Annotated in this window: 19 protein-coding genes; 2 read left to right on the top strand and 17 right to left on the bottom strand. The window is 39.4% G+C overall.

What is annotated here, in order from left to right; genetic code table 11:
• Positions 1-53: 53 nt before the first annotated feature.
• From FGL72_RS06035 to gnd, 9 genes are all read right to left on the bottom strand, one after another.
• Entirely contained in the window at positions 54-350 is a 297-nt protein-coding gene (locus FGL72_RS06035) for a DUF1292 domain-containing protein (RefSeq protein ID WP_004903137.1), read from the bottom strand.
• Positions 351-453: 103 nt separating this feature from the next.
• Entirely contained in the window at positions 454-885 is a 432-nt protein-coding gene (gene ruvX, locus FGL72_RS06040; protein WP_004903139.1) for a Holliday junction resolvase RuvX, read from the bottom strand.
• Entirely contained in the window at positions 885-1,136 is a 252-nt protein-coding gene (locus tag FGL72_RS06045) for an IreB family regulatory phosphoprotein (protein ID WP_004903140.1), read from the bottom strand. Before FGL72_RS06045 ends, ruvX begins: the two co-directional genes overlap by 1 nt.
• A 106-nt stretch (positions 1,137-1,242) precedes the next feature.
• Complete coding sequence (gene alaS, locus FGL72_RS06050) at positions 1,243-3,927, bottom strand: alanine--tRNA ligase (RefSeq protein WP_085698777.1); 2,685 nt, start codon at positions 3,925-3,927, stop codon at positions 1,243-1,245.
• A gap of 261 nt (positions 3,928-4,188) precedes the next feature.
• Positions 4,189-5,523: an aspartate aminotransferase family protein gene (locus FGL72_RS06055; protein ID WP_085698775.1), complete on the bottom strand. Its 1,335-nt coding sequence runs from the start codon at positions 5,521-5,523 to the stop codon at positions 4,189-4,191.
• 68 nt (positions 5,524-5,591) lie between these two features.
• Positions 5,592-7,019, bottom strand: a complete 1,428-nt coding sequence (locus tag FGL72_RS06060) for an APC family permease (RefSeq protein ID WP_004903146.1) — start codon at positions 7,017-7,019, stop codon at positions 5,592-5,594.
• Between the two features lie 102 nt (positions 7,020-7,121).
• The gene (locus FGL72_RS06065; RefSeq protein WP_012305075.1) at positions 7,122-8,504 is read right to left on the bottom strand and encodes a gluconate:H+ symporter; all 1,383 of its coding nucleotides are present in this window, start codon (positions 8,502-8,504) and stop codon (positions 7,122-7,124) included.
• Between the two features lie 60 nt (positions 8,505-8,564).
• Positions 8,565-10,103 (bottom strand): gluconokinase, encoded by a 1,539-nt coding sequence (gene gntK / locus FGL72_RS06070; protein WP_004903151.1) that lies wholly within the window; start codon positions 10,101-10,103, stop codon positions 8,565-8,567.
• A gap of 111 nt (positions 10,104-10,214) precedes the next feature.
• A complete protein-coding gene (gnd, locus tag FGL72_RS06075; protein WP_004903153.1) occupies positions 10,215-11,123 on the bottom strand; it encodes a phosphogluconate dehydrogenase (NAD(+)-dependent, decarboxylating) in 909 nt (302 codons plus the stop codon).
• A 157-nt stretch (positions 11,124-11,280) separates the two neighbouring features.
• Here gnd and FGL72_RS06080 point away from each other — a divergent pair, with 157 nt between their 5' ends.
• On the top strand, positions 11,281-12,132 hold the full coding sequence (locus FGL72_RS06080; protein WP_004903155.1) for a MurR/RpiR family transcriptional regulator: 852 nt from the start codon (positions 11,281-11,283) through the stop codon (positions 12,130-12,132).
• A 33-nt stretch (positions 12,133-12,165) separates the two neighbouring features.
• Here the strand turns inward: FGL72_RS06080 and udk are convergent, their stop codons facing one another.
• The 4 genes from udk to ccpA all read right to left on the bottom strand — a co-directional run bounded on the left by udk (position 12,166) and on the right by ccpA (position 16,637).
• On the bottom strand, positions 12,166-12,798 hold the full coding sequence (udk, locus tag FGL72_RS06085) for a uridine kinase (RefSeq protein ID WP_004903157.1): 633 nt from the start codon (positions 12,796-12,798) through the stop codon (positions 12,166-12,168).
• A complete protein-coding gene (gene budA / locus FGL72_RS06090) occupies positions 12,798-13,511 on the bottom strand; it encodes an acetolactate decarboxylase (protein ID WP_085699286.1) in 714 nt (237 codons plus the stop codon). The genes udk and budA overlap by 1 nt, the downstream gene beginning before the upstream one ends.
• Before the next feature lie 140 nt (positions 13,512-13,651).
• Positions 13,652-15,508, bottom strand: a complete 1,857-nt coding sequence (locus tag FGL72_RS06095) for an acyltransferase family protein (protein WP_085698774.1) — start codon at positions 15,506-15,508, stop codon at positions 13,652-13,654.
• Positions 15,509-15,629: 121 nt separating this feature from the next.
• The gene (gene ccpA, locus FGL72_RS06100; RefSeq protein WP_085699284.1) at positions 15,630-16,637 is read right to left on the bottom strand and encodes a catabolite control protein A; all 1,008 of its coding nucleotides are present in this window, start codon (positions 16,635-16,637) and stop codon (positions 15,630-15,632) included.
• Between the two features lie 212 nt (positions 16,638-16,849).
• Between ccpA and FGL72_RS06105 the strand changes: the two genes are divergently transcribed.
• Positions 16,850-17,950 carry a M24 family metallopeptidase gene (locus tag FGL72_RS06105; RefSeq protein WP_146992852.1) on the top strand — a complete coding sequence of 367 codons (1,101 nt, stop codon included), beginning with the start codon at positions 16,850-16,852 and terminating at the stop codon, positions 17,948-17,950.
• A gap of 28 nt (positions 17,951-17,978) precedes the next feature.
• On the opposite strand, the gene FGL72_RS06110 is transcribed toward FGL72_RS06105, so the two are convergent.
• From FGL72_RS06110 to FGL72_RS06130, 4 genes are all read right to left on the bottom strand, one after another.
• Entirely contained in the window at positions 17,979-18,713 is a 735-nt protein-coding gene (locus FGL72_RS06110) for a CPBP family intramembrane glutamic endopeptidase (protein ID WP_036061180.1), read from the bottom strand.
• A 203-nt stretch (positions 18,714-18,916) separates the two neighbouring features.
• Complete coding sequence (locus tag FGL72_RS06120; RefSeq protein ID WP_004905735.1) at positions 18,917-19,747, bottom strand: Cof-type HAD-IIB family hydrolase; 831 nt, start codon at positions 19,745-19,747, stop codon at positions 18,917-18,919.
• A gap of 52 nt (positions 19,748-19,799) precedes the next feature.
• The gene (locus FGL72_RS06125; RefSeq protein ID WP_133286233.1) at positions 19,800-20,255 is read right to left on the bottom strand and encodes a SprT family protein; all 456 of its coding nucleotides are present in this window, start codon (positions 20,253-20,255) and stop codon (positions 19,800-19,802) included.
• Positions 20,252-21,766 (bottom strand): ABC transporter permease/substrate-binding protein, encoded by a 1,515-nt coding sequence (locus FGL72_RS06130; protein WP_146992854.1) that lies wholly within the window; start codon positions 21,764-21,766, stop codon positions 20,252-20,254. The genes FGL72_RS06125 and FGL72_RS06130 overlap by 4 nt, the downstream gene beginning before the upstream one ends.
• Between the last annotated feature and the right edge of the window lie 14 nt (positions 21,767-21,780).

Below are 21,780 nucleotides of genomic sequence, written 5' to 3' on the forward strand. Positions count from 1 at the left end.
GATGTTGTTAAAATTTTGTAACAAAAAAAACGCAAATGGCGTTTTTTTAACCTTTATGCAAAATTTGAGTCATCAGCTAGGAATGTATTGAGTACTTCTTCAACCATATCCCATTCTTTATCATCTTCAATTTGGATGAGATCTTCTTCAGTAGCATCCCCATTACTATCAGGATGGAAGATATAAGCTTGAATATCAACCTCTTCATCCTCTTCTACACCCTCTGGGACTAACAAAATGTAGTCTTTGCTATATTCTTCAGAGTGAAACGTAAATAAAACTTCATATAAAGCTTCATCCCCATTTTCATCTATCAAGGTAATTTTTTGAACATCGTCGTTATTTGTCATGATTTTAAGTATTAGTCACTTAAGCGTCACTAATTTATTCCCTTCAAAGTGTATCTATATTATAACGTAAAAACAACATTTCTGTGCGAAATGTTGTTTTCATCTATTTAGTGAGTGGACCATTAGCATCTAAATAATTTTGCAAGATAAATTCAGCTGCAATTTTATCAATCACTTGTTTTCGCTTTTTACGAGACACATCTGCTTCTTCAACCAGCATGCGCTCAGCTTGAACAGTTGTCAAACGCTCATCTTGAAAATCAGTTGGCAAGTTAAATTGGTCTTCGACCATTTGCGCATATTGTCGCGCTGCTTCAGCACGAGGACCTTCTGAGTTATTCATGTTTTTTGGCAAACCAACGACAACACCCTTGGCCTGCTTCTCTTTAATGATTTCACCGAGACGAGCTAAGCCGAACTCTTTTTCATCTTCATTAATGCGAATAATTTCAACACCTTGAGCTGTCCAGCCCATAGGGTCACTTACCGCTACACCAACCGTACGGCTCCCTACATCTAATCCTAATAATCGCATTACTTTTTTAAATAGACGCGTACAAGTTCCTCAATGATTTCGTCACGTTCGTGACGCTTAATCAAGTTACGTGCGTCATTTAAGCGCGGAATATATGCTGGATCACCAGACATTAAGTAGCCAACAATCTGATTAATTGGGTTATAGCCCTTTTCTTCTAACGCATTATATACTATCTCTAATGTGTCATGAATATCTTTTGGCATCTGGTTACCAAAATCAAATATGGTTGTTTCATCTCCTACTGACATCGTACACGCTCCTTTCTTCCTAATTTTTTAATAACTAATCTACTGTCCTAGTACTATTTTACCTAATTATTATGACAAATATATAACAATAAGATAAAAAGATACGTTAAGCTAGCTCGTCAAGAAATGTTGATACTGCACTGAATGCATCGTTAATACCCGCAGGATTTTTACCACCAGCTTGCGCCATATCTGGACGGCCACCGCCACCGCCACCTATCTTTGGCGCAATTGCTTTGATTAAATCACCGGCCTTAAGTCCTTTTTTGTTGGCTTCTGGTGAAGCTGCAACAATTAAACTCACTTTGTCATCAACGTGAGTTGCCAACACTAATACGTCTGATGGATAGTTTTCACGCCATGTATCAACGACTTGTCGTAAACCATCCATACCTGATACTTGGAGTTGCGCTGTGATATATTGATAACCATTTTGCGTTTTAACATCTTTAAAGACATCTTGAGCTGCTGCGTTAGCAAGTTGTGCTTCCACAGAGGTCAAATGACGTTGTAGGGTTTTTATCTCAACCTGTAAATCTTCAACTTTAGCTGGTGCATCCGTTAGCTTTTGTGCTTTCAAACTGTCAGCAATTACCTTTAATGCTTGTTCTTCTGCTTTAAATTGAGATAATGCTGCGAGACCCGTAACCGCTTCAATGCGTCTTACACCAGCACCAATACCAGACTCTGACACAATTTTAAACAAACCGAGTTCTGCGGTACTTTGTGCATGAGTACCACCGTCAAATTCTTTGTTGAAATCACCGATAGATACCACACGAACAACATCGCCATATTTTTCACCAAAGACAGCGACTGCACCCATTTTTTTTGCACTCTCGATATCAGTCTCTACCCATGTGATTGGTAAATTATTGGCAATTACTTGGTTAACCATAGTTTCGATTTTTTCAAGATTTTGTTCAGAAACAGGGCCTTCATGAGTAAAATCAAAACGCAAATATTCTGGTTCAACTAAGGAACCAGCTTGATGAACGTCACCACCTATCACATTACGTAACGTTTGGTCTAACAGATGTGTTGCTGTATGATTTTTCGAGATGGCCACATGTCTTGCTAAATTAACTTTTAACGCGACCTGGTCGCCCAACTTAAATGAAGTCACTACTTCGACGGTATGCACATGTTGTCCATTAGGTGCGCTTTGGGTATCAGTAACGCGAGCGACAACCTCACCTTGCTTGTTCAAAACCTCACCTTGATCGGCAACTTGTCCACCCATCTCTGCATAAAATGGCGTCTTATCAAACACCAGTTGTACACTATCTCCCGGCTCAGCATTTGCGAGTAGCGCATCCACGCCTTGGTTATCATGACCTATAATCGCGACAATTGCTGCATTTGACACCTCTGTTTCAGACCAGCCAACATAATCTGATGGCACTTTTAAGTCTGTTAAAACTGCATTTTGAACCCCCATTGATTTATCGTTGGAACGCGCAGCACGAGCCCTAGTACGCTGTGCTTGCAATGCGTCATTGAAACCGACTACATCAACAGTCAAGCCTTCATCTGCAGCTTGCTCTTGTGTCAACTCAAGTGGAAAACCATACGTATCAGATAACTTGAAAGCATCTGCACCCGAAATCACTTGTTGCCCTGATGCTTTTGCCTTTGCTATAACATCATTTAGTAATGACAAACCACCTGTGAGTGTAGCATTAAAACGTTTTTCTTCGGCAGCAATGGTCTTTTGAATTTTTTCAGTGTTATCAGCAATTTCAGGGTAATAACTCTGCATAATCTCAGCAACGATTGGGACTAACTTGGTTAGGAATTCACCTTGAATACCTAATTTTTGTCCATGCAAAACTGCGCGACGTAATAAACGACGAATGACATAGCCACGACCTTCATTGGCAGGTAACGCTCCGTCACCAATAGCAAATGTGATGGCCCGAATGTGATCAGCAATCACTTTAAAACTTGTATTACTTTCTGAATCTTTTGTCGCATCGTAAGTATAGTCGGGCGACATTTTTTCAGTTGCACGGATAATTGGCAAGAAGAGATCAGTGTCAAAATTTGTACGGCCGTTCTGGAATACTGATACGAGACGTTCTAATCCCATACCCGTATCAATATTTTTATGTGGTAATTCAGGATATTGTGCATTATCAGTTAAACCAGGCAAATGATTGAACTGGGAAAAAACAATATTCCATATTTCCAAGTAACGTTCATTTTCACCACCTGGATACATTTCAGGATCATTGTCAGGCAAATTTTGAAAAGCAGGCCCACGGTCGAAGAAAATTTCTGAATCTGGTCCTGAAGGCCCTTCACCAATATCCCAAAAGTTATCTTCCACTTCATAGATATGGCCTTCAGGCAAATCTGTTTTTTCTAGCCAAATCTTTTTTGCTTCTTGGTCTTTAGGGTAGACTGTGACATAGAGTAAATCTTTGTCTAAGCCATACCATTCAGGACTGGTTAATAACTCCCAAGCCCATGGTATTACTTCTGCTTTAAAATAATCACCAACAGAAAAATTACCCATCATTTCAAATAATGTATGGTGACGTGCTGTTTTACCAACATTTTCAATATCGTTTGTACGAATCGCCTTCTGGGCATTAGTAATACGCGGATTTTTGGGTATGACCGAACCATCGAAATATTTTTTCAAAGTCGCTACCCCCGAGTTAATCCATAATAACGTTGGATCATCTTGCGGGATTAGATTTTTTGATGGCACAATTTCATGCCCTTTTGATGCAAAAAAGTCCAAGAACATCTGGCGGACTTCTGATGACGTGAGTTCTTTCATCACTAATTTCTCCTTTAGTTGGTTAAAAATATAAAAAGACCAAAACAAAGTGCGGACGCGTGACCGTGGTACCACCGCAATTTGTAATGATCTTTCATCTTTACCTTCATAAGCTCATAACGCTGAGTCGCGGCATCTTTTCAGACACAATCATGACCTGGGAGCGTAAAATTAACGTTGTGTGTTTTTCATCAACCAACACATTTCTAACTGCCAAACGTAAATTTTATATATCCAGATTTCTTAAATTATTATAGCACATTACCAGCCAATGTGATTATCCGTTTCTGGCAACGTAAGCTGACCAGCTTCAAGCTCTGAAAACGCCTGGGATATCATAGCAAATGCTGATTCTAGTGCTGCTTGCGTTATCACAAGTGGTGGCTGAAAACGCAGCGTATTGCCACGTAAACTAATCATAATTGCCCCTAATTCAAAAATACGATAAATTAATTTAGTTGTCGCTTCATCATCTGGTTGCCCTTGTGAATCAACGATATCAATGCCCCCATTTAAACCGTACATACGAACATCACCAATAAAATCATAACGCTTAGCTGCTTTTTCAAAAAATGCTTTGGCAAAATTTCCTATTCGCTCTGAACGCGCCACTAATTTTTCGGTTTCAATCACATCTAACGTGGCCATCGCAGCGGCAGCTGTTACTGGATTCCCCGCTGTTGTATAGACATTAGCCGGTGCTGATAAACTAGCCATAATTTCTCGCCGACCAATCACTGCACTAAGCGGTAACCCACTAGCTATTGACTTCCCAACGCTCATCAAATCCGGCGCAATACCAAAATGATCAATTGACCATAACTTACCCGTACGTCCTAAGCCTTGATTTACTTCGTCTACTGCAAAAACAATGCCATGATCTCGCGTAAACTGGTAGACCAAATCCATATATTTCTGTGGCGCTTTGACAATGCCACCATCGCCTTGAATTGGTTCGATAATGACTAACGCGACATCTTCTGCCGGCAAATAAGTTTCAAATGGTAATTTAAATTGCTTAAATAAGCGTTCTGAAAAATCATCATCACTTTCATTTGCCAGTCGTTGATTTTGATCGGGAAAAGGCACTTTGACAACTTCTGGCAATAAAGGGCCGATTTTTCGCGTCATATTTAAGCTCACACCAGATATCGATATGGCACCGTAAGTCGAACCATGATAAGCACCAGTAAAACTCACAATATATTGTCTGCCTGTATATGCACGTGCAAACTTAATAATAGCATCGTTGGCATCTGATCCTGAATTACCAAATACCACTTGTTTTTCAAATTGGCCGGGTGCTAGTTTAGCCAAACGTTGTGTCAATTTGGCCGTCGTTGTATTAGCAAAATATGCAGGTGTATACTGAATCAGTTTCTCCGCTTGCTCGGCAATGGCTGCAACAACATGTGGATGTGAATGTCCTGTATTTGTGGCACTAGCACTAGCTAATAAATCGATATAATCACGCCCATCAGCGTCTGTAATTGTTGCGCCTTTACCATGATCAATGACAACATCGAAATATTTTACTCGTGAGGTATCTGCCAAATATCGTTTTTCTTCCGCTAAAATTTTTTTATTGCTAGACATATTCCCCGCCCCATTTCTCTATTTTTGTACAATAAAAGCCCTGTATAAACAGGACTTCGGTGTGATTATTAACGTGAAATTTTGCTATGACGTGCACCATAAGCTGCATAAATAATCAAACCAAGGACAAACCAACCAAAAGCATATAACTTTGCTTGATTATCCAACTGATAGAAAATGAATCCTGATCCAAGGGCTGCTAGAGCAGGCAGTACAGGATAAAGTGGCATTTTAAAGCCAGGAACTGGAATATCCTTTCCTTCACGCGGACGCAAAGCGTAAACCCCTAATGACACAATAATAAAGGCGATTAACGTACCAGCAGAAATTAAACCTGCCAATTCAGTAAAGCTAAAGACTGAACCAATTAAAATGGCAATCACAGATAAGACTAACAAAGCGTTATTAGGCAAACCTTTGTCATTGACCTTACCTAGAAATTTAGGTAGCAAACCATCACGGCCAAAAGCATAAAGCAAACGTGATCCAGCTAGCATCATCCCAATAATCGCAGTAAACATACCAACTAAGGCGACAACAGATAGCAAGTTTGAAGTGAATTCATGGCCAGAGTTAAGCAATGCCCATGCAGCTGGTGCGGCATTGTTAGCATACTTTGAATAATGGAACATACCAACCAATACTAAAGCAACCGTTACAAACAATATTGTGGCAATAACTAATGAGCCGATAATCCCACGCGGCATTGTCTTTTTCGGATCTTTTGCTTCTGCTGAATTAGCAGCAATAGAGTCAAAACCAATATAAGCTAAAAAGATTTGTGCTGCGCCGGCAAAAATACCTTGCCAACCACCAAAATCGGTACCAGGCTTATGCGCTGGAATAAATGGGACATAGTTTGCAGGATGAATAGCCGTCAAACCAACACCAATGAAAATCAGTATAACTAACACCTTACCGATAACCAAAACATTTTCAACCCGCGCTGTTGTATTGGTACCACGCCACAATAAGATTGTCACAATAAGCACTGCAAAGAGGGCCGAAAGATCGATCACACCACCGTTGCCTGCCGCAAATGAACCTGCTAAAGCAGGTGGTAAAGCAAGTTGATGTGATGCCAAGAATAGTTTGAAATTAGCAGACCAACCTGAAGCAACAAAGGCTACGGCGATAAAATATTCAGCTAGTAGTGCCCAACCGGCAATCCACCCAAATACTTCACCGAAAACAACGTTAGCCCATGAATATGCTGAGCCGGCAAAAGGCAAAGCCGAAGCAAATTCAGCATAAGCAAATGCTGCAAGGCCAGAAACAACAGCAGCAATTACGAATGAAATTGCTACCGCTGGACCTGCATGCTTAGCTGCAACAATTCCTGGTAACGTGAAAATTGCTGTTGACACAATAGTACCAATACCAAGTGCCAGCATTTCTTTCACACCAAGAGTTTTTTGCAGGTGTGCATCACTTATTTCAAAACTTGACGGACTGGCTTTATGAAACCAGCCGCCTCTCGGTTTAGATTCCGACATATTTATCCCTCCAAAGGTTACAAAAGTTACTTGGATAATATTAACATTTTCTAATATTTCTGTCAATAAAAAAACAGAATTAAAATTCTGTTTTCTGAAAACTTATGCAAATATTGTTGTCATGATTAATATGACAATCAAACCTGTTACAGAGATAATCGTTTCAAGCACTGTCCAGATTTGAAAAGTTTGCTTAACGGATAAATCAAAGAATTCTTTAAAAATCCAAAATCCAGCATCATTAACGTGGGAAGCAATTAATGATCCCGCGCCGATGGCTAATGCGACAAATACCGGTAATAATGTATTTCCTGGGTTGGCTGCTAAGATACCTGTTACGATACCTGCAGCAGTCATACCTGCGACAGTTGCTGAACCAACGGATACGCGCAAAACAGCAGCAACTCCCCACGCAAATAAGACAATTGCAATAGGGCTCATGGCGCCACCTGCCTGGAATGTTGTCGCAATCTTATCTGACAAACCAGATGTTACCAACACACCACGCAAAGCACCACCACCACCAACAATAAGTAAGATACCTGCTACTGCCGACATCCCTTCATTTAATGATTTACCAACTTCAGTCATTGACTTATGTTGCCAAATGCCCATTGTAAATATAGCAAAAATCAAGGCAATAGTCATAGCTACCGCAGGATTAGCAGCAAACTCAACGATTTGATCGACTAGCGTAGGATTCTTAGGCGTTACTCCGCCAGTATAAATTAATTTATAGACGGTCGCAATAATCATAAATACTAACGGGAATACAGATGTCAAAACAGATAAACCAAAGTTAGGTGTTGTATTTAAATCGTATTCTTTAACCGGACCAACAGCTTCAATTTCTGTTTTAAATTGGAATGCATCTGGCGCATATTTTTGTGCTAATTTTGTAAAAGCTGGTCCTGCCACAACTGCAGTAATTACAGCAACAATTAAACCAAAAATCAACATCATCCCAATATTAGCGCCTAAGGCTGAAGCAACAGCTGTTGGTGCTGGCTGTGGTGGCAAAAAGCCTTGTGCTGATGACAATGCTGCTGTCATTGAGACACCAAGGTACAACAAAGGTACCCCTGCTTCAATAGCTACCGCAAAAACAATTGGAATCAACAAGACCATGCCGACACCAAATATCATTGAAATTCCAATAATAAATGACGCAATCAGAACTGCCCATTGTAATCGTTTCACACCGAACCAATCAATTAACGTTTTAGCAATGCGATACGATCCACCTGCATCAGCAACCAAACGCCCTATCATGCCACCAAAAATAAAGATAACAGAATTGGGACCTAAAATATTCCCAACACCCTGAGCGCCAAGGACTGCATCAGGAATTTTCATTGGCGCCATGCCTAATAGTAAAGCCAAAATAAAGGCTGTAATAATTAAAGCAACAAATGTGTTCAATTTAAATTTAGCAATCAAAACAAGCAAAATTAAAATTGAAATAATTAACATGACAAATTCCATGTTTTAATATGTAACGCGTGACATACGCAGCGCGTTTTCTCCTAACCTCTATAAAATAATTTATTTAGAATGCTTACGTTGATAATTTGCTATGTTTTCGTATTCAGTCTGTAACTGACGTGACAAGCGAATGAAAATTGGTGCCAGTTCACGATATGCCTGAAAGTTTTCAGGCATTGGTTGATACGTGTTCGCTGAGCCGATGTACTTCTCAATTTCATTAAGATTATCAATCTGACCCAATGCTTTTTGTGCCACAATAACGGCAGCCAAAGCACCTGATTCAAATGCTTCAGGCACAGTCACTGGTTGCTCAAAAATATCTGCAAACATTTGACGCCATAATGGTGACCGCGCAAAACCACCCGTGGCCTGAATAGACTTCAAATCGCCAACTACTTCTTCAAGTGCTAAGCTCACCATGTAAACATTAAATGTAATGCCTTCCAAAACTGATCGCAACATATGTGCTCGTGTGTGACCATGATTTAGACCAAAGAATGACCCACGAGCATTAGCATCCCAGATTGGCGCACGCTCGCCACCTAAGTAAGGATGGAATATTAAGCCTTCTGAACCAGCTGGTACGCGTGCAGCGATTTGTGTCATCAAATCATATGCATCTGTACCAAGCAAGGCAGCAGTTGACTTTTCGGCGTCAAACATATTATCTCGCGCCCAACGGAAAACATCCCCACCGTTATTAACCGGTCCACCAACTACCCAATGTTCTTTGTCTAAAGCATAAGTAAAGGTTCGACCTTTCGGATCAATCACCGGATGATCAGCAACTACTCGAATAGCACCAGACGTACCAATGGTAATAGCTGCAACACCTGGCTGAATCGCATTAACACCCAAGTTTGACAATGGGCCATCGCCAGCACCGTAGACAAACGGTGTATCAGCAGGTATCCCAATAACAGCTGCATATTCTGCTGCCATATTTGTTTCATAGGCATAAGGCTCTACAGTCATTGGCAATTGTGCTTTTTGTAACCCTGTTACTGATAAAGCTTGTTCGTCCCAATCTAAATTGAAAATATTAAACAAACCTGTACCAGAAGCTAGAGAAATATCCATTTTATTGACACCAAACAAACGGTGGAAAAGGTATTCTTTAATGCCAAGATAATGTGCTGCTTGGTTATAAACATCTTCGTGTTCCGTCTTTAACCATAGTAGCTTTGACAAAGGGGCCATCGGGTGAATTGGTGTACCAGTTTTTTGATAAATCTCTTGGCCAAGACCTGTTCGTTTAAGTTCTTCAGTGTATTTGACAGCACGCGTATCAGCCCATGTTATCACGCGTGTTAACGGCTGCCAGTTCTTATCGAAGGCAATTAATGAATGCATAGCTGATGAAAATGATACAGCTGATATTTTATTGCCTTCTGATAAGTTAGCCTGTCGAACGACATCACTTAAGGCATCAATCAAAGCTTCAAATATCTCATTCAAATCTTCTTCGGCCATATCTGGTATATCACGATAAAGTTGATACCCCTTATTAGCGCTAGCTACAACTTGGTTGCGATCATCAAACAAAACTGCTTTAGTTGATGTTGTGCCAAGATCGACACCAATCATATATTCCATAATTCACCTCATATCTATTGATAAGCGTTAATCAAATGCTAAACCAAACAGAAAAAGCTCCCTACTCGGGAGCTGCCACTCAAAATATCTTGAGCAGGTTTAATCATTATATTACTTAGCTGAATCCATTGCGTGGCCACCAAAGCCATTACGCAAAGCTGAGACAACCTTACCTGTAAATGTATCATCTTGCAATGAACGGTAACGCATAGCAAGTGACAAGTAAATAACAGGTGCTGGTACATCAAGATCCAATGATTCTTGAACTGTCCACTTACCTTCACCAGATGAGTGCATACGACCAGCAATAGCATCCAACTTAGGATCCTTTGCGAATTGTTCTTCAGCCAATTCCATCAACCATGAGCGGATAACTGAACCATGATTCCACAACTTTGAAACAGCTTCATAGTCATAATCAAATTGAGAAGCTTCCAAGACTTCGAATCCTTCAGCAATTGCTTGCATCATACCGTATTCGATACCGTTGTGAACCATCTTCAAATAGTGACCTGAACCCAAACGACCTGTGTACAAGTAACCATCTTCTTCGGCAATTGACTTGAACAATGGTTCGATAATCTTCCATGATTCGGCATCATCGCCACCAATCATGAAGTTACCACCGTTACGGGCACCATTCATACCACCTGAAGTACCGGCGTCAAAGAACTTAATACCTGCAGCAGTTGTACGCTTGTTTTGTTCCAAGTTGTCTTTATAGTTTGAGTTACCACCATCAATGATGATATCGCCCTTGTCCATCTTTGAAATCAATGTATCAATTGTTGAGTTAGTTGGTACACCAGCTGGTACCATTACCCAAACAGCCTTTGGTGAAGGCAACTTTGATAGCATGTCGTCAATATCTGATGCCCCTTCAATTGCTGATGAGTAATCAGTTGCTGCCTTAACAAAGTCAGCGTTCAAATCAAACGCAACAACTTCGTGACCGTTATCAACGGCGTTCTTTACCAAGTTCAAGCCCATCTTACCAAGGCCGATCATCGCAAACTTCATGGTTCACTTACCTCTTATATGTTTTGTATTTTTACTACTATTTCATTATATGAAAATTTTTTACATATTGCAACCCTGTTATTGTAAATATTTTTCTTTTCTTGTATAGTTAACTATAATAAGTTATTCACATTATGTAATTATCGGAGAATGGCATATGGCTCAAAATATCATTGAACAATTACGTGCACAAAAAAAACAATATAATAGCACCGAAAATAAGTTAATTGACTATATTTTGCAAGACACTGTTCGCGCAAGAGAAGCAACCATTAGGGAACTCTCTAATGGTTCAGGCGTTTCAACCGCAACGATTTCACGTTTTGCTAAAAAAATTGGATTTGACTCCTTTCGTGATTTTTCAATGTCATTGGCCAGTGCCACCACAACGCTTTCGCCTGTCGATTTTTTTGGTGAAATTACAGATAATGATGACACTGATGCGATTGCTCAAAAAGTTTTTGCTGGGGCCAGCAACGCCCTCAAGGCGACTGTTAATCATTTAACAGCAAGTATGTTAGACACAGCAACACACTATCTAGTGGCTGCTAATCGTGTCGGCTTTTTTGGTATTGGCGGCTCATCTTTAGTTGCGTTTAATGCATATCATAAATTTTTACGTACACCATTAAATGTCATCGCCCATCCCGACTACGATATTCAACTCATGCAAGCTGTCAAACTAAATAATCATGACGCCGCTGTCGTGATTTCTCATTCCGGACGCAACAAAGATACCTTACTTATTGCACAAAAATTAAAAGAAAATCACGTTAAAGTAATTGCTATTACGGCTTTTGCTGAATCGCCCTTAGCCAAATCAGCTGACCTAGTCTTATTATCCTTGGCTGAAGAAATTAATTTTCGTAGTGAATCAATGAGTTCGCTGATTGCCCAAATTACTATCATTGACACGTTGTTTACATTAGTTGGTTCGCAATTATCGACACGCACACAAGATGTAGTCGATACCATGCGGACAACTATCGAAGAAACACGTGCACATTAAAAGCGCTGACAATGTTGTCAGCGCTTTTAATATTTAATTTTGTTTTAACATGGCCTTTGCCTGATTAGTCAACATGTCAATAGCAACTAAATTCTCGCCCCCTTCTGGGACAATAATATTAGCATATCGTTTAGTTGGTTCAACGAATTGATGATACATAGGCTTAACAGTTGCCAAATACTGGTCAATGACACCGCGTACTGTTCTACCACGTTCATCAATATCGCGTTCCAAACGACGCAAAAAGCGAATATCATCATCTGTATCAACAAATATTTTCATATCTAATAAGTCACGTACACGCGAATCGTTAAATAACAAAACGCCATCTACAATGATGACATCTGCTGGCTCAACAGGTTCAACTTCTTTGGCGCGCGTATGATTTGGATAATCATATATTGGCTTACTAATTGCTTCATGACGTAATAAACGTCGTAAGTCAGATACAAATAAATCTGTTTCGAAAGAATCTGGATGATCATAATTTGTCTTAACACGTTCTGACATTGGTTTGTCAGATTGATCTTTATAGTAAGAATCTTGCTGAAGTAATATAGCTGAAGAACCATCTTCTGTCAATCGGCGTACTAACTCACGACTAACAGTCGTTTTCCCCGAACCGGAACCACCTGTAATACCAATCACTAAGGGTTTCAATCCCATTATTGTTTTCCTCCCTCACTAGTAGCAATATCATCTGACAAGCCCTCTAGGTTAAGAGACATATCTCTAAAATCACTATCTTCAAGTGGGAAATGTTGTCTAAATTCATCGAAAATCTGTAACGTCCCGTCAATGTTCTGGCCTTCAAAATCAAGAATGTGGCCACCAAACTTTTTATCATCTGACAAAAAGTGAATATGCCACCCTGCAGCCGTAGGACCACTAAAGACGCTAGGGGCAAAATAACCGATAATGGTGCCACTAATATTTTTCTCTTGAAATTCTGATTGGTTTGTTGCAACTTCTAATAGACTTGGATATGGTGTTTCTTGTTTCTGTGCGACACGAACATGCATATTTGAAAAGTCACCATGGAATTTGACTGCGGCAAAAATATTAGTCAACTTTTCTGACTTTAGTTGTTGACTTAATGTGTTGGTTGATGTCTCGGAAAAAGGTAGTCGGCGCGTTGGCTGATCAAAATGTACCGACACAAATGGCATCTTGGTATCCTTATCAGTGATATGGTTCAGTTTGCCATCACTTGTTGCTTGATAAACCTCACCATCTAAAACAATAACTTCGCCATCTAGACCAGTTAAAGTGCCAATACCTGTATCCCCGTGTGTTAATAACTCCGCGACTGTAATGGTGCCTTGTAATTGTTTGCCCATAAGCATGGCTAAAGTACCGTGTTGATATAAACTACTCATTATGTTCATCTACTATGCATCCTATCTGACGCACTTCCTCCATATCTTATTAACTTCATTTTAAGCGAATAAAAATGGACTGTAAAGCCTTTACTGAACTGTTTAACAATTTCAAACAAAAAAAGCGACCTTTCGGTAGCTTAATGACTGTTTTTAGTGCGTGCAACACTTTCAACTAGCAAACGAACATAATTGCGATCACCAGTTGGCCCAGGATGCACACCATCATCAGCGAACCAGTCTAAATGCTGTTTTGCTAAATCAAACCAATCAATCACATGTAAATTACTGTATTGTTTCTGCGCATCAGCTAACATCTGATTATTATCATTCTGCCAAGAACGGCTTTGAACAAAATTATTAAACCAATAAACTTGTCTCTTTTTACCAAATGTCTGCATCATTTTGTCAAGATCTTGTCGTTTAATATCACCATTTGTCCCCAAACCAATCACAATATTAGAGGCTAACTTACCTTGTGATGACATCTGGGCAACAAGGTCCGGTGTTTGGTAAGATTGACGTCCCACAGCAGCATCAACGAATATATTTTCATTTACTTCTTGTAAGTAAGGAGCTGCATCTAACATCACTGAGTCCCCAATTGCTGTAAATGACATCTCTTTAAAGGCCAAATATTGTGATTTTTTCAATCCATAGCTTGAAATAATTGTTTGCTGTGCCGGTGTCAATTTAGTTGATTCAGAGGCATCATGTTTATTAGTTTTGCCTTGTGCCGCCTTAGCGTTCCGTTGCGCAACTTTTTGTTGATTAGATTTGAGTTGCTTTTGCAATTTGGTTTCTGGCTGTGCCATACCCGCCCGATGATCAAGTAAGCCATTACCAATAAACACCGTCAGACAAACAAGCGCAATCATGACAGCAAAAAACAAATTGCGTGATCTCGCCAGGCGCATGATGACAAATTTAAAGGCAGCGGGCTGACGAAAAATATTCTCCACAAAACGATAACTCAGTTCACTGAGTAAAAGCACAATCGCAACTTCAATGACCATATTGAGCAGATTAGGCTGATAATTTGGGATTAATTTTTCATAAAAAACAAAAACTGGCAACTGATATAAGTAAATGCTATAACTCCGGGTGCCTAAGTAATTCAAGATTGGTTGGTCGAGTAGATGACCATACCACGACGCTGGATGCGCCGTGACGGCAATTAATATCGCAACAACTAAGGTAAACAAATACATCAAACCATAGTAAGTACCTTGATGTTGCCCATTAAGCCACAGAAAACCACAAATTGTTAATATGAAGGCTATTGTCCCTGTCGTATTTAAAAAATCACGCGTTTTTGGCTGAACCGCCGGATTGAGTCGGTTAGATGGCCATAAAAATGCCAAAGACGTTCCAATTAGAATAGCAAACATGCGCGTATCTGTCCCATAATAAGCGCGATTGATTGCCTCTGGCTGATATAATACTGCCATGGCTATCGCACTCAATAACGATAAAAATAGCAACATAATCGCAATATATGGTCGCTTAAGCTGTTTTTTTAATAACCACCATACGATGAACGGCCAAATTAAATAAAATTGTCCCTCTATTGATAATGACCATAAGTGCGTAAACGGTGAAGCCCCACCGAATTGTTGAAAATAAGATTCACCATGACCAATAGCCCAGAAATTATAGACGTAAAACAAATTAGTAACGACTGTATAGCGTAAATTATAAATAAGCTGTTGATCACATAATAAAATAATCACAATGCTCAATAAGAGCATACCTAATAATGCTGGATACAGTCTTTTTAACCGCCGCATATAAAATGTCACTGCAGCAATTCGTTGCTTATCATCAAATTCTTGGATTAAAAGGTCGGTAATTAAATATCCTGACAAAACAAAAAAAAGTGGTACCCCTAACCAACCGCCAACGAGCTTGTCAGGCATCAAATGAAAAGCTATTACACCAATAACTGCTAAGGCTCTTAGCCCATCAAACCCCTTAATATAACGCTTTTTTGTCATTTGAAATATGAACCTTCCATCGTAAATTTGTTCAAAATAAAAAGCAAACCACTTTTAATAGTTTACTTTTTTAACGTTTAAATGTCAAATGTTACTATTATATTTCTAAACAATGATATTATTAATTAATTGTTGTGCCACGACGTTCCAAAGTGTGTGGCAACTTAACTTGCGTGTCATCAATAATTTCATTATTCATCAGCTTGGTCAACATTCGCATAGCCACAGCACCGATATCGTACTTTGGTTGCCCGATAGATGTGAGTTCTGGTCGTGTGACAATAGTAAATTTAGTATCATTTGAAGTAATAATCTCAAAATCTTCAGGGATACGTTTGCCATGCTCGCGCATGTAATTCATAATACCTAGTGCCACTTCGTCATCATAAGCAATAACACCATCGGCCTCTGCTGCTAAAATTTTCTCAGCAATCTGAAGGCCTGCGGCATAATCTTGATGCGCGACAAAGAGAAGTTTGTCATCAAAGACAATATCAGCCTTTTCTAAAGCAGTTTGGTACCCAACTAAACGATGTAATTTATTGATGGCATGCGTCATAGGACCAGTGACAAGTGCGATGCGCTTGTGCTTATTTTTGACCATTGTATCAACAGCTTCTTCAACTGCTTTAACATAATCAACATTAACACTTGGTAGTTGGCCTTCAGCGTCAATCGATCCCGCCAATACAACTGGTGCATCGGCGCCCGCAATCGTATTTAAAACTTCACGATCTAATTCGTTCCCCATAAAAATAATGCCATCAACTTGCTTACTAGCCAAGTTATTGACTGCCATGGTTTCTCGTACCGGATCTTCATCTGTATTAGTCAATAGGACATCATAGTGGTACATATTTGCAACATCATCAATACCACGTGCCAATTCTGAATAATACATATCCGTCACATCAGGCATAACAACACCAATGGTTGTTGTCTTTTTGGAAGCTAAACCACGTGCTACAGCATTAGGATGATAACCTAATTCTTCAATGGCGTCTAATACTTTGCGTTTAGTTGATTCACGCACATTACTATTGCCATTGACGACGCGCGACACTGTTGCCAATGATACCCCAACGCGATTAGCGACATCATAAATTGTTGCTGAACTTTTTTTCTGCATCATTTAACCTTCTTCAATCATCATATATCTCATAAAACATCAACGTGTTAATATACCTCTGTCTATTATAGCAAAAAAAGTCAGAATTGCAAACGCTTACAACGTTATATTTACGAGTTTTCATCAATGTTTCTGTTTGTTACAAGAAAGGAACGTCAAAGCTAAAAGTGTTAAAATGTAATTAACATTAAGTGAAGAAGGAATAATATCTTATGGTAAATCAACAAAAATTAACTCATTTTGTCTCATGGCTTAATCAAAATGAACTGTCTGGTGCTATTATCACCAATTTTCATAATGTTGCTTATTTTTCAGGCTTTGAATCGGATCCCATCGAACGTGTTCTCGCACTCGTTGTTTTTTCCGACCACGAGCCACTATTATTTGGTCCTGTGCTCGAAGTCAATAGTATGCGCGCTAGTGGTTGGCCATTTGCCGCATTTGGCTATGCTGATCATGAAAATCCTTGGCTTATCCTTGCGCAACACATTAAACAGACAACGTCAGGGACAAAATTTGGTATTGAATATGACCATTTAAGCGTTGCCCGCTTTAATGCATTGCAAACAGCCTTACCAAGCTTATCCTTTAAAACTGATGTCACAAATGAAGTCAACCAACTACGATTACTTAAAACCCCAGCAGAAATTGAGCATATGATGGCTGCTGGAAAGGATGCTGATCGTGCTTTGACCATAGGCTTTCAAGCTTTGACCTCTGGTATATCTGAATTAGCTGTATCAGCTAAGATAGAATATGAGTTAAAAAAATCAGGTGTCGCAGCCATGAGTTTTGACACGTTAGTCCAATTTGGAACACATGCTGCCGACCCTCATGGTGCCACTGCGACACGTGAATTAGCAACAGGTGAAATGGCCCTTTTTGATCTAGGTACAATAACCGAAGGGTATGCATCTGACGTCTCACGAACCATTGCGTTTGGACAGGTTGACCCCAAATTACAAGAAATTCATGCTGTTACATTGGCAGCACAACAAGAAGCGCAATCACAGGCAAAAGTTGGCATGACAGCCGCTGAACTGGATGGCATTGCTCGGCAAATTATAACTGATGCCGGCTATGGTGACTATTTTGTGCATCGATTAGGTCATGGCTTAGGCACATCAGTTCACGAGTACCCATCAATTATGGCAGGCAATAACATAACATTACAAGAAGGCATGGCCTTTTCAATTGAGCCAGGTATATATATACCTGGTCTGGGCGGTGTCCGTATCGAAGATTCAGGTTATATGAGCCACACTGGTTTTATCCCATTTACAACAACATCTAAATCACTGTACCAATTATAAAAAGCTATGTCTATCAAGACATAGCTTTTTATAATGCTTTAACAAATGCCATGATTAATATTGGCATCATTGTCACAAAATTATTGACAAAATGCACGGCAATACTATCTTGTAAGTTCCCTGTATGCTTATAGACATAGGCTAGAAACATCCCCATCGACATGTAGACAAGATAACTTAAGCCATCTGATAAATTCGTTGGTATTTTACCCATATGCGGAAAGGCAAATAAAATACCCGATAGAATGATACTTGCCCACCACCAAGATTTTCTGAAAAAATAATTAATTACCAGTCCGCGAAAAACAATTTCTTCCACTACCGGTGCTAGAAAGATAGCATAAATCATCATAGCAATCATAACTAAATTGATATGTGCTGTAAGTGATTGTATGGCTGCTTGATTTTCAGTTGTCGTATCGCCAGTCAATGTGAGACGTAAAAAATTAACAACCATTTCAATGCCCAACATCGCAAAAAACAGGCCAATGATATACCATATATGTTGCCAGTGCCTAACGTTAATACGATGAAATACCGGCGCTGTTGTTGTGCGCCTTAACAGGCGATAAGCGTAATAGCCAATCGCTAAATAAGATAAAAATAACATCATGATAAACAAGATTTGCAGCCAAACTGACTTTTGCATAGCTGCAATTTGTAAGAATGCTGGCGACAGCATCAATAAGAATGCAACAACGATGAAATTAACAATACGCTGCCACAGATATTTAGGTGTTGGTTGGGTTGTTAAATTAAGCAAATTACTCTTCCTTATCCAAATGTTCTTTTCGCGCATAATAGAATAACACGATATACCCGATATTGATAATTAAAAAAAGCACAATGGCTAAAATTAGCGTTACATGTAATGGCCAGTGAGCTGAACGACTCACAAAAAATAGCAGTATGAAAAATACTGCTGAAAACAGACCAAGTAAAATTCGTAGTATGAGGTTTGTCATATTACTGACCTGCATACTGATTAATAAAATCAGCAACAGCACCTTGATTATTAGTCGTTTTTAATACAACATCAGCAATGGCTTTGATTTCAGGTTTAGCATTCGCTACAGCAACGCCGACACCTGCTTTTTTAATTTGCGCTGCATCATTCAAATTATCTCCCAATGCAGCAGTACGCTCATGAGAAATATTTAAAATATCAGCTAATTCCAATGCAGCCGTGCCTTTATCGACACCTTCTGGATTGAATTCAACATAACGTTCTGAACTAAACGTCAACAACACGTCTTTTTCAACCACCGCAGTAACTGCATCAGCTATTTTCTGACGTACTGCTGGATCTGGGTGTTCGAAGATGACTTTCATAATGGGTGCTTCTTCTGATAAAAACGTCAGGTTATCATCAGTTAGTGCTGTATAGGGTACTTGCCGTTCTGCCATATATTTCTTATCCGATGGTGAAATATTATAAATAAACAGTTTGTCTAGCGTGTAGATATGTGTATCAACATCAGCTTGTACCTGTCCCAACTTAAATATTTTTTTTGCTAAGTCAAGTGACATACCATGTTGCAAAATCACCTTTTCAACACCAGCCGGTGATATCGCAACGATAGCACCACCATTGTACGATATCACGTATTGTGTCTGCTGATTAAGGCCTAATGTATTGAGTGTGCCATAAACTGATTTATATGAGCGTCCCGTATTTGGGACGAAATAACCACCGTTTTTTGTAAAATCTTGGATTGCCTCGATATTTTTAGGGTTGATACTACCATCATCATTAAGTAATGTTTCATCTAAATCTGATAAAATTAACTGAATCATGTATTTTCACCTTTCAACTGTCATTAATTACATTATACCTAAACTAGCCAATTTATTCGTGATTAACTTGGCCAATAAAATTAAATCGCTCACCACATTTTGCACAACGGTAGTTTGCCGTATTAAAGCGACGTTGTCGATAAACTGAGTGTTGATTTTGACAACGATACAACCATAAACGATAATGCTTTTTGCTATCTGATAGTTTTGGCGCGTATCTTAAGCCTGCAACACGCTGTAGCAACTGTTTAAAATCTAAATCACGATGTTGATAACCTTTGTTTGCTATGTGTAAATGATAGTGTACCAGCTCATGCTTAATGATACCGATAAATTCTGGTAGATCAGACATGCTAGGATTAAATTCCAAGTTATGAGTTTGTAGTAAATAACGTCCGCCCGTAGTTTTTAAACGACGATTAAAGGACGCCTTGTGTTGAAATGTCAGGTTAAAATAACTGATGGACACTTGTTTCACTAAATTTTGTAATTCTATTTCTGTCATCATTTCAATAGGCCATGCGCAACCAAGTATGCTTTAGCAACTTTTGACGCGCTCTCATGCTTAACATTAACCGCATAGTTCATTTTCTGCATATCGGTATTAGAAATTCGATTATCTAAGCGATTTAGGGCTTTAATAATATGTGGATTGCGACTTGCAAACTCAGACTTCATCAAAGCGGCACCCTGATAAAATGGGAAAAAGTGTTTGTCGTCGGTAAGCACTTTTAATTTGTAGGCCACCAATTGTGAATCAGTAGCATAAGCATCAACAACATTGACTTGATCTTGGTTAATTGCTTGGTAACGTAATGCTGGATCCAAACTAACTGTTGGCATTTTTAACCCATACATTTTTTCAGCCCCAGGCATGCCATCAGAGCGATCTAAAAATTCTGCCGTCATACCTGCTTTGGCATTTGGTAACTTAGTCAAATCGCCGATACTATTCAGCCCGTATTTTTGAGCAGCTTTTTGTGTCACCGCAATAGCATAAGTATCATTAAAACGCATTGGTTTGGTTAACAGAAGACCTTGTTGTTTCGCTACTTTTTGTGCAGCATTATAAGTAGTTTGTGCATCAGCGCCAATCGGTAACTTAACAGGGTTTTTAGCAAGAGAAGCTGTTACTGTGCCTGTAAATTCAGGGTAAATGTCAATTTTATTACTTTTTAATGCTTGATATAAAAATGTTGTCACACCAAAGCTTGGCTTTAAAATAACCTTAGTATTAGGTTGTTCTGCTTTAATTAACTGTGCATACATATTAATTAAAATTTCTGGTTCGGATCCAAGCTTACCAGCAACCGTGATAGTCTGCGGTGCTGACTTATCTGGCAGTAATGGCACAACACTGCCACCAATAAACAAAATAAGCAACAAGGATAAGGTGATACGACGTAGCCAACCTCGCAGGCGAAACAGCCAATTGATGAGTTGACCGCCTAATATTGCTAAAATTGCCGAAGCAATCGCACCAATCAAAATCAAGTCAGTATTATTGCGATCGATGCCAAGTAGAATAAAATCACCTAAGCCACCTGCGCCAATCAGGGAAGCCAAAGTAGCGGTTCCGATAATTAGCACTGTTGCTGTACGAATTCCAGCTATAATGTTGGGCATAGCCAAAGGAATTTGAATCAATCTTAATACACGACGTCTGGATAATCCGAGTGCCTTTCCTGCGTTTAAGGTATCTTGTGGTACACCGCTTAAACCCAGATAAGTATTTTGAAAAATTGGCAGTAGCGCATAAATGATTAGCGCGATAAGTGCCGCCGGTGTACCAATGCCAACTAGTGGTATTAATAGTCCCAAGACAGCTAAAGACGGTAATGTCTGAAATACGCCGGTAATCTGTAAAAGCCATTCTGCATAACGCCGGTGTTTTTCTGACCAAACCGCAAGCGGAATGGCAATTAGAGAGGCAATAATAATTGCAACGACTGTTAATTGAATATGCTGCCACAAGGCTGCCAGAAACTCACTGTGACGCGTAATCAATGTATGCCACATATTTTACTGTCCTT

The organism is Leuconostoc citreum, assembly GCF_007954785.1.
Lineage (GTDB): Bacteria > Bacillota > Bacilli > Lactobacillales > Lactobacillaceae > Leuconostoc > Leuconostoc citreum.